The following is an 8813-nucleotide window of genomic DNA, read 5'->3' on the forward strand; positions in this document are numbered from 1 at the left end:
CGTCTCGCCCTTCTTCAGACGGGCGAGGGCACCGTACTGCCACAGAATCGGTGCGGCGTCAGAAAGCGTACCCATCAGGCGCTCATGACGGCACAGCAGGGCACGGTGGCACAGCTCAAGGCGCTCATCGAAGATCTTCCAGAACTTGTCCATATCCTGATGCGAGCTCAGTGCGACATCAGGCAGGTTGATGGTCACGACGCCCTGGTTAAAGCGACCATAGTACTTGGGCTTGTTCGGGTCGTAGTTCAGCGCGTTGGCAACGTTGTTAAAACCGTTGCCCGAGCGGTCGGGCGTCAAGAAGCTGCGGCAGCCCATGCAGGTATAGCAATCGCCGTTGCCGGCGGTCTCGCCCTTCGACAGCTTGAGCTCGCGCATCTTCTTCTCGGAGATGTAGTCGGGAACCATGCGCTTGGCGGTGCACTTGGCAGCCAGCTGGGTCAGGTAGAAGTACGGGGAATCCTCGTGAACGTTATCGTCCTCGAGTACATAGATGAGCTTGGGGAATGCCGGGGTAATCCAAACGCCGGCCTCGTTCTTAACGCCCTCGTAGCGCTGGCGAAGCGTCTCCTCCACGATCATGGCAAGGTCGTGCTTCTCCTGAGGCGTACGGGCCTCGTTAAGATACATAAAGACCGTCACGAACGGCGCCTGGCCATTGGTGGTCATAAGGGTCACGACCTGATACTGAATCGTCTGGACGCCGCGACGAATCTCATCGCGCAGGCGATCCTCAACAACCTCGCGGACCTTTTCGGGAGATGCGGAAACGCCGAGCTCCTCGAGCTCGCGGGCGACCTCGCCGCGAATCTTTTGACGGCTCACCTCAACAAACGGAGCAAGATGGGTCAGCGAAATCGACTGGCCGCCGTACTGGGAGGAAGCAACCTGAGCGATGATCTGCGTCGCGATGTTGCAGGCGGTCGAGAAGCTGTGCGGCTTCTCGATCAGCGTGCCCGAGATAACGGTGCCGTTCTGGAGCATGTCCTCCAGGTTCACCAGGTCGCAGTTGTGCATGTGCTGAGCAAAGTAATCCGAATCGTGGAAGTGGATCAGGCCCTCATTATGGGCGTCCACGATCTCCTGGGGCAGCAGCACGCGCTGGGTCAGGTCCTTGGAAATCTCGCCGGCCATATAGTCGCGCTGAACGGAGTTGACGGTCGGGTTCTTGTTGGAGTTCTCCTGCTTGACCTCTTCGTTGTTGCACTCGATCAGCGACAGGATCTTGTCATCGGTCGTGTTCTTCTGGCGCTTCAGGCTCTGAACATAGCGATAGATGATGTAGTGGCGGGCAACCTCGTAGCAGTCGAGACGCATGATCTCGTCCTCGACCAAATCCTGGATCTCCTCGACCGAAACGGTGTGGCCCGCGTTCTCGCATGCCTCGGCGACGTTTTGCGCCGCATAAACCACCTGGCGGTCGGTTAGACGAGAGCTCTCCTCGACCTCCAAGTTGGCGGCGCGGATGGCATTGACGATCTTATCGATGTCAAAGACAACCTCGGTGCCGCTGCGCTTGATGATCTTCATCCTCTTGCCTCTTTCGCGTCGTAACCTCATTGCGCTTCAGAGCCAAACGATGCCCGGCAGGGCTTGCCCCTGTCTTGCGGCGCCGTCGCGCAATCTGTGTTCTCGATAAACCATAAGTCCTCATGCGGACAATCCTCGCGGCCGATCAAGCGGCTCAAAGGCGTGTCCAAATGGGACGAATAAGGTCTTCGTTCTCTGTCCGCCATCTATCATACGACAAAGACGCATCTATATCCTGTATTCTTTTTTTAGTTCAAACACAACATATAGTGTTTCAGCAGGTCAAAGCAATTAGTCATTTTGCAGACGCATTAATTATGAGGGGTTCTTGGCAAGTCGGTAAAACGTTACCAACACGGCTACCTGCATGGCAGTTATAAAACCCCCTTAGTCAAGCCGCTGACAAATCCTACCAAAACCAAGCCGCTCACGCCAAAAGAATCCAAAAGATTGTGCTTGACCAACATGTTGCGGTCACGATCGGCCAGGACGTATGCAATCTGCCGGCACCCCTACGGGATGCGAAGACCATCGCGTACAGACCTTGGATCAATATTTGGTGGTTATTTGGCGGCGTGCTTGGCGGCATAAAACAAAACAGCCCAGAGACATAGCCTCTGAGCTGCGAACATTTGGTGGGCGTTAGAAGATTTGAACTTCTGACCTCTTCCGTGTCAGGGAAGCGCTCTCCCCCTGAGCTAAACGCCCAAATGGAGCGGACAACGGGGCTCGAACCCGCGACCCCAACCTTGGCAAGGTTGTGCTCTACCAACTGAGCCATGTCCGCCTGCGAGGATTTAATATACGGGATGATCCACCCAAATGCAAGAACTTTTTTAAAAAAGTTTTGCGACGCCCTCGCGAACCTCGCGAGGACATCAGCCACCACGGAAGGCGCAGGCAAACGCAAACTCGCCGCAAGAGGCCCCTACATCTCACCGAGCATGATCCAGGCAGAGCTGTCCTGCGTGAGCCTGCCGTCTGCAAGCGGTGATGAGGTGAGCAGGACCCTGCCCGCCGGCAGCTCCACGGGTGCTGCACCGAAGTTCGTCACACACGTCCAGCCGTTATCGCGGCGATAGGCGATGACGCCGCCCTCAGCGCCCTCGGCACCATCCGCAAGACCGGTGCGCCCGTCAAGATCGAGCCACGCAAGATCGTTGGCGCACCCGCGCAGCTTGCGCCGCAGCCAGAGGGCGTCACGATAGAGCGCAAGCATCGATGTCGGGTCCGCTTCTTCCCTATCGGCAGCGTAATCGGAAAACCATGCAGGCTGCGGCAGATGGGGCACCGCATCGGCGTCCGCCGGTGAAAACCCAAACGATCCGCCTTGCGCGGGATCGTCCGCCGCCACCCACGGCAGGGGCACGCGACAGCCGTCGCGCCCCTTCTCGCGCTTCGGTCCGTGCGTATTGGTCGCAGTAGGATCTTCGAGTGCAGCCCACGGGATGTCAGCCACCTCAAAAAGGCCGAGCTCCTCACCCTGGTACACGTATGCCGAGCCCGGAAGCGCCAGCTCAAGCAAAAGGGCCGCCCGCGCGCGGCGCTCGCCGAGTTCACGGTCCTCGTCATAAGACGACCCGTCGCGTAAGAGCCAGTCGAGCGCAATCTGGTGGTAGCGCGTCGCCTTGATTTGCGGCAGGGCATAGCGTGTCGCCACGCGCGGCACGTCGTGGTTGGAGAGTACCCAGGTCGAGGCGGAATCGGATTCGACGGCTGCCTTCAAGCCCTTCTCGATTGCAGTGTGCATGTCATCATAGGTCCAAGTGGCCTTGGCAAACTCAAAATTGAATGTCTGGCCAAGCTCGCTGGGGCGCGCGTAGAGATACTGGCGCTCGGGCAGCACCCACGCCTCGGCAACGGCGCTGCGCGGCGGATCATAGCGGTCGAACACGCGACGCCACTCGCGATAGATCTCATGGACCTCGTTGCGGTCCCACAGTGGATGGGTACCGTCGTCAACCATGTCATCGCCCTCGGCGAGATGCCACCGGTCGAGGTCATCGCGGTCGAGATCCTTGGCGAGACCCTGCGCCACATCAATGCGAAAGCCGTCGACGCCTCGATCGCTCCAAAACGCCAGGACGTCGCAAAAGAACGCGTGAACCTCGGGGCATGACCAGTCAAAGTCCGGCTGCTCGGGCGTAAACATGTGCAGATACCACTGACCGTCCGCAACACGCGTCCAGGCGGGGCCGCCAAAGTTGGCATTCCAATTGGTGGGAGGCAGCTCGCCATGCTCGCCGCGACCATCGCGGAAGATATAACGGGCGCGCTCGGGCGATCCGGGGCCGGCGGCAAGAGCGGCTTTGAACCAGGGGTGCTGGTTGGATGAATGGTTGGGCACGATGTCGACGATGACCTTGATGCCGCGCGCGTGAGCCGCAGCGATCATGTCATCGAAGTCGTCAAGCGAGCCGAGACGTGGGTCGACATCGCAGTAGTCCGCCACATCATAGCCGCCATCGACAAGAGGCGATGGGTAAAACGGGCTCAGCCAGATGGCCTCGATACCCAGCTGCTCAAGATAGTCCATCTGCTGGGTAATGCCCGCGATATCGCCCAGACCCGAACCAGTCGAATCCTTAAACGAGCGCGGGTAGATCTGATAAATCGCGGCGTCGGACATCCATGAGCGCGAAGAAGACTTTTCTGTAGCCATGGGGCGTATCTCCCTTGCAACGAGGTTATGCGAGATGCCCACGATGATACGCCCAAAGCGCACATTCGCAGCAAACAACGCCACAGCCACGCCCCAAAACGCTCGCTCCCTCTCGGGTTCGAACCTCCCGGGACGAATCGACCGATTAGTGAAAAGAACGGAAGACCCACTTTCCCGGCCACGACAGCGAGCGGGCTCCGGGTGCCCCAGGTTGCCGCGAAAGAGGAGGGAAGCGTACTTTATGTACGCGACCGACGATTGAGGGGCAAGATGGGGTGTCCGGGGCCCGCGCAGCGTCAACAAAAAACGCGGTTCGTTAGAACCGCGTAAGATAGTTGGAGCGGACAACGGGGCTCGAACCCGCGACCCCAACCTTGGCAAGGTTGTGCTCTACCAACTGAGCCATGTCCGCATATGTAAAACAAAACGGGCGCCGGAGCGCCCGGATGTTGCCTGGAGGCGAAGCCCGGATTCGAACCGGGGGTAAAGGCTTTGCAGGCCTCTGCCTTACCACTTGGCCACTTCGCCGAAAAAGGACCGCCTAAACGGTCCGGAAATGCAATGGAGCGGACAACGGGGCTCGAACCCGCGACCCCAACCTTGGCAAGGTTGTGCTCTACCAACTGAGCCATGTCCGCTTGCGGGTTATTAATTTACGCGAGTTGTCCAAAAGACGCAAGTACTTTTTTCAAAAAAGTTGCCTGCCGCATGTTCTTGGTAGCTAAACGCGCCAAAGCGATTGGCTAGGCACACGGTTCCAGCGCTCCGCTAAACAGCTTCACCATCTGCACGCGCGTGCCGGCGCCGTCTGTACGACGAGCAACCTCCACGTTATCGACGAGCATACGCATAAGCTTGATACCACGGCCGCGCTCCTCAGATGCGACCGGTTCGTTCGTTTTATCGATAGCATAGCCGGCACCTCGATCAAGCACCTCAACCACAACGCGATCACCATAGGCCTGAATCGTCAGGACGCACCCGATACCGCCCGCATGGTCATAGGCATTACCCAGCGCCTCCCCCGACGCCAATGCGACATCGTAGCGCTCGTCACGGCGCAACGGAAGCGATTCAAGGAGTTCGGCGATACGATGTCGGTAGTATGGAAGATTCTCGATACCCTGACGGACCTCGACGCTCTTACTCCAACGAGGCAGCTCCCCCACCGGAATGGCGGGAATAGACTCCCGTGCCGGCCCCGCGACATGAAGGATATCGACAAGACGAGCAATCTCCAAAAAGCGAACAACTTCACCTGATGCATTGACGAGCGAAAGCAGGCCTTCTCGCCTCATGAGTTCACGAGCGCGCGTAAGCAGGAATGCCAAGCCCGTCGAATCGATAAAGCTAACAGCCTGACAGTTGATGACGACACGACGCACGCCGCGGCCAATCAAAGCATCCAACCGCCGACGCAGCGCAGGCACCGTGGCGATGTCGATATCGCCTGGTGGCGTCAAAACCGCTATGTCATTCCACTCATTCATACGACCATGGTTCCCCAAAAAAGCCCACTCGATGCATTCGTTTCCCCAACCGTGCGGATTCAGCCCGCCCAGCGTCGTCTATGAACGACCCCGTAAAAACTCAAGGGACACCAATGCAATGTCATCGTCCAGCGCCGATTCGGTAAATCGGTCAAGCTCGCCCAAGACCTTACCGCAGATTCCCGATACGCCCTCACCCGAGACAGAGAGCAGAAGGTCACGAAGGCGCTGCTCGCCAAAGAACGCTCCGGTGCGGTCGCGGGCCTCAATCGTTCCATCCGTATACATGAAGAGCATGTCACCAGGAGCGAACGTAAACACGCCTGTCTCGTACACCATGCTCTCAAAAGCACCGATTACGCCCGATTGGCATCCAAGCAGCTCGACCTCTCCCCCACGGGCCTCGCCGCCACCCAGCGGCATCGACTCTGGCCTGATGACCATGGTCGGAGGATGGCCCGCCGAACAATACGTTGCGCGTCCGGCTTTAAGGTCAATCTTGGCGATAAAGGCCGTCACGAACGTCTCGACCCTCGAAAAGCCCATGAGCATGCTGTTAAGGGAGCGTGCCATGCGGGCCGGTCCAGCGCCCTCCCAGGCATATGCCGTCAGGGCCGTCTTGACGAGCGCGGACATCGATGCAGCCTCAATGCCTTTGCCAGACACATCGCCCAGAATCATGACGGCGCAGTCGTCGGGAAGACGGATGAGCGTATAGAAATCGCCGCCGACCAACGCCGAGTTCGTGGCCGACAGGTACACCGAATCGGTTGCAATGCCCGGAACGTCACCAAGCGAATTTCTCATGCCAATCTGAAGGGTCTGAGCGATATGGCGCTCCTCGCGCTTTTGAGATTCGCCTTCGTAGATCAGTTCAAAGTCATGCGCCAAGTGCACCAAGTAGTCATATTCAAGGTCATCAATCGGCTCTTGGCTACCATCACGAAGCAGCAGCGCGCGCGTCGTCGGGCTCTTCGCAACAGAAGCAGGAACAATCGCGTCGTTACTGTGTTTGCCATCACCCTCAGAGCGCGGGCGCCCCGCCTCGATGCCGGAGTCGACGTAGAGACCTTGACAAGGCAGACCATGCGCCCTAAGCCAGCCTCCCATAGGCATCGATTCGTCAACGCGAGTTATACGGACGTGTTTAAGGTCCTCGGCACTCGTGCCGCCCAAAACAGATGCCTCAAAGCCGTCAGGGCCAGCCCCCAGACGTGCCGCTGGCGCCGTCGTGGAAAAGAAAAGCTTCTCGGGATCGTCCGGCAAAGCAACGCGACTGCCGCCTTCAAAATCTATGACGTAGGAATCCAGACTGGCATCATACTCAACAGGGCAAAAATGGCAGTTAAGCATATTGCAGATCTCGGACGATACCGCCTGGGTGGCCGCGGCGGAATCGTCTAGAAAGGTAAACAACTCATCACGCAAGACATTGAGCGAGCGGCCAAGCTCGGCCGTGCGACGGGAGCGAAGGCTCGATGCCATGCCGACCAGCTGGATAGACAGGTAATCGCAAATGACCTCGAGCACATTAACGTCATAGGCGAGCGGTGCCTGAGGGCGTTTCCAACCAACTTCCAGCACGCCAAGGATCTGCGTACCGTAAAAAACGGGAAGACAGATCTCGCTGCGGTACGGAGGCATATCCTGCATACGCAACAGGTGCTTAGAACGATTGTCCAGGTCCATAAACATACCGGAGGCGGCCTTACCACCCTTAAGGTCCTGTTGAATCGACAAGCGACAGGCACGCGACTCACGAAGAACATACGTCGGAATGCCAGCGCCATACGGCAAAAACTCAGGCAGGTAGCTGTCGTACAGCTCCTTGGAAACACCGCGAAGTTTAAAACCGCCGCTCTCAGAAAAATAGATAGCAGCACCCGAAGCATCGAGCGTTCCTACAAGCTGGTTCAAAACGGTATCAAGTAGGCTGGGCAGCTCATCGGAGCCCACGGTACTCATAATGACCGAGAGCGTGCCAGAGAGGCGCTTGTTCGCCACTCTAAGCTCCGAAAGCGCACGCTTGAGCTGACGGTCGTGCGAATACTGTTCTTCGATGCTATGGAGCGCCACCAGGACACGTGGCGCGCGGCGCCCAAAGATGCGTGGAGGCGTTACGGAGCCCGCACGAACCAAGACGGGGATAAAGGAGCCGTCACTCAGCTTGAGCATCAGTTCGTTCTCGGAGCCATCAGTTTCAAATGGCAGACGATGTTCCGTCGCACGTTCAAAAGCGGATGAGTACAGGACGTCTTTAACATCTCCACCGATGACGTCGGCGCGTTCCTCGCACATCAAACCAAGTAAGCGATTATTCACATGCAGAATTGTTCCGTCGAGCTCGCAGATGATGACAGCATCGCTCGTGATCTCGACTAGTTGGGCAACGTCTGCCCACTCGTTGCGTTCAAGCGTTTCCATCGTGGACCCCACCGTCTATCGGTAACAAAAAAGCCTCCGAAGAGGCTTCTCAAATGCGATGGTGTCGGAGGCGGGACTTGAACCCGCATGACCAAAAAGCGGTCACTAGCACCTCAAGCTAGCGCGTCTGCCAATTCCGCCACTCCGACATGCTATGTTGTTGATTCACGGTTCGTTTTGTTGGACCCGCGCGTTCAACGAGGAAGATAATAACCTATGATTCGAGAACTGTGCAAGCACTTTTTTCAAAAAAGTTTACGAATTTGTAAATGAGCAGGTAGATCCGTATGTCCGGCCCCGAATCGGTGTTGCCTCCCGGCGCGTCCTCGGGCATGAGCGATATTTTGCTGCGCACTTCGTGCTGCAAAATATCGCTCCCCCTGCGGAATGCGCCGGGAGGCAACACCGATTCGGGGCCTGCAAATACGTACTTCAGGCACAGTTCTCAAACATGTTCTGAGGGCTGATATAAATTTAGTGGCTCGGCCTTGCCGAGCCCTTATATAAGGAGGCCGGAGCTAAAGCTCCGGCCTCACTCAATTTCTTATTAGATAAAGTGAGCGATCGAGGAATCGCACTCCCCTGCCGAGTTACCGCAGGGCCCGCCCTGGCGTTACTTTTCAGAACATCCCGCACTGATATCTTCTGTATTGAAGACGTCGATGATGCACCCGTATACCATTGACGTCGACACCATCAGATGCGGA

4 protein-coding genes and 6 tRNA genes are annotated in these 8813 nt (G+C 57.5%); all 10 read right to left on the bottom strand.

Annotated elements, in window-relative coordinates:
* On the bottom strand, nucleotides 1–1530 hold a 1530-nt coding region (gene nrdD / locus AB5405_RS02390; protein WP_368137481.1), incomplete at its 3' end, for an anaerobic ribonucleoside-triphosphate reductase.
* Nucleotides 1531–2163: 633 nt separating this feature from the next.
* Nucleotides 2164–2238, bottom strand: a tRNA-Val gene (locus tag AB5405_RS02395).
* Nucleotides 2239–2241: 3 nt separating this feature from the next.
* Nucleotides 2242–2317: transfer RNA gene (locus AB5405_RS02400), tRNA-Gly, on the bottom strand.
* A 141-nt stretch (nucleotides 2318–2458) separates the two neighbouring features.
* Nucleotides 2459–4192 (bottom strand): glycoside hydrolase family 13 protein, encoded by a 1734-nt coding sequence (locus tag AB5405_RS02405; protein ID WP_368137482.1) that lies wholly within the window; start codon nucleotides 4190–4192, stop codon nucleotides 2459–2461.
* A gap of 336 nt (nucleotides 4193–4528) precedes the next feature.
* Nucleotides 4529–4604 (bottom strand) — tRNA-Gly (locus AB5405_RS02410).
* 42 nt (nucleotides 4605–4646) lie between these two features.
* Nucleotides 4647–4720: transfer RNA gene (locus AB5405_RS02415), tRNA-Cys, on the bottom strand.
* A gap of 34 nt (nucleotides 4721–4754) precedes the next feature.
* Nucleotides 4755–4830 (bottom strand) — tRNA-Gly (locus AB5405_RS02420).
* Nucleotides 4831–4935: 105 nt separating this feature from the next.
* Entirely contained in the window at nucleotides 4936–5682 is a 747-nt protein-coding gene (locus tag AB5405_RS02425; protein WP_368137484.1) for an anti-sigma factor antagonist, read from the bottom strand.
* Nucleotides 5683–5760: 78 nt separating this feature from the next.
* Nucleotides 5761–8106, bottom strand: a complete 2346-nt coding sequence (locus AB5405_RS02430; protein WP_368137485.1) for a GAF domain-containing SpoIIE family protein phosphatase — start codon at nucleotides 8104–8106, stop codon at nucleotides 5761–5763.
* A gap of 59 nt (nucleotides 8107–8165) precedes the next feature.
* Nucleotides 8166–8255 (bottom strand) — tRNA-Leu (locus AB5405_RS02435).
* Nucleotides 8256–8813 lie beyond the last annotated feature (558 nt).

The organism is Collinsella aerofaciens (assembly GCF_040920445.1).
Classification (GTDB): domain Bacteria; phylum Actinomycetota; class Coriobacteriia; order Coriobacteriales; family Coriobacteriaceae; genus Collinsella; species Collinsella aerofaciens_BH.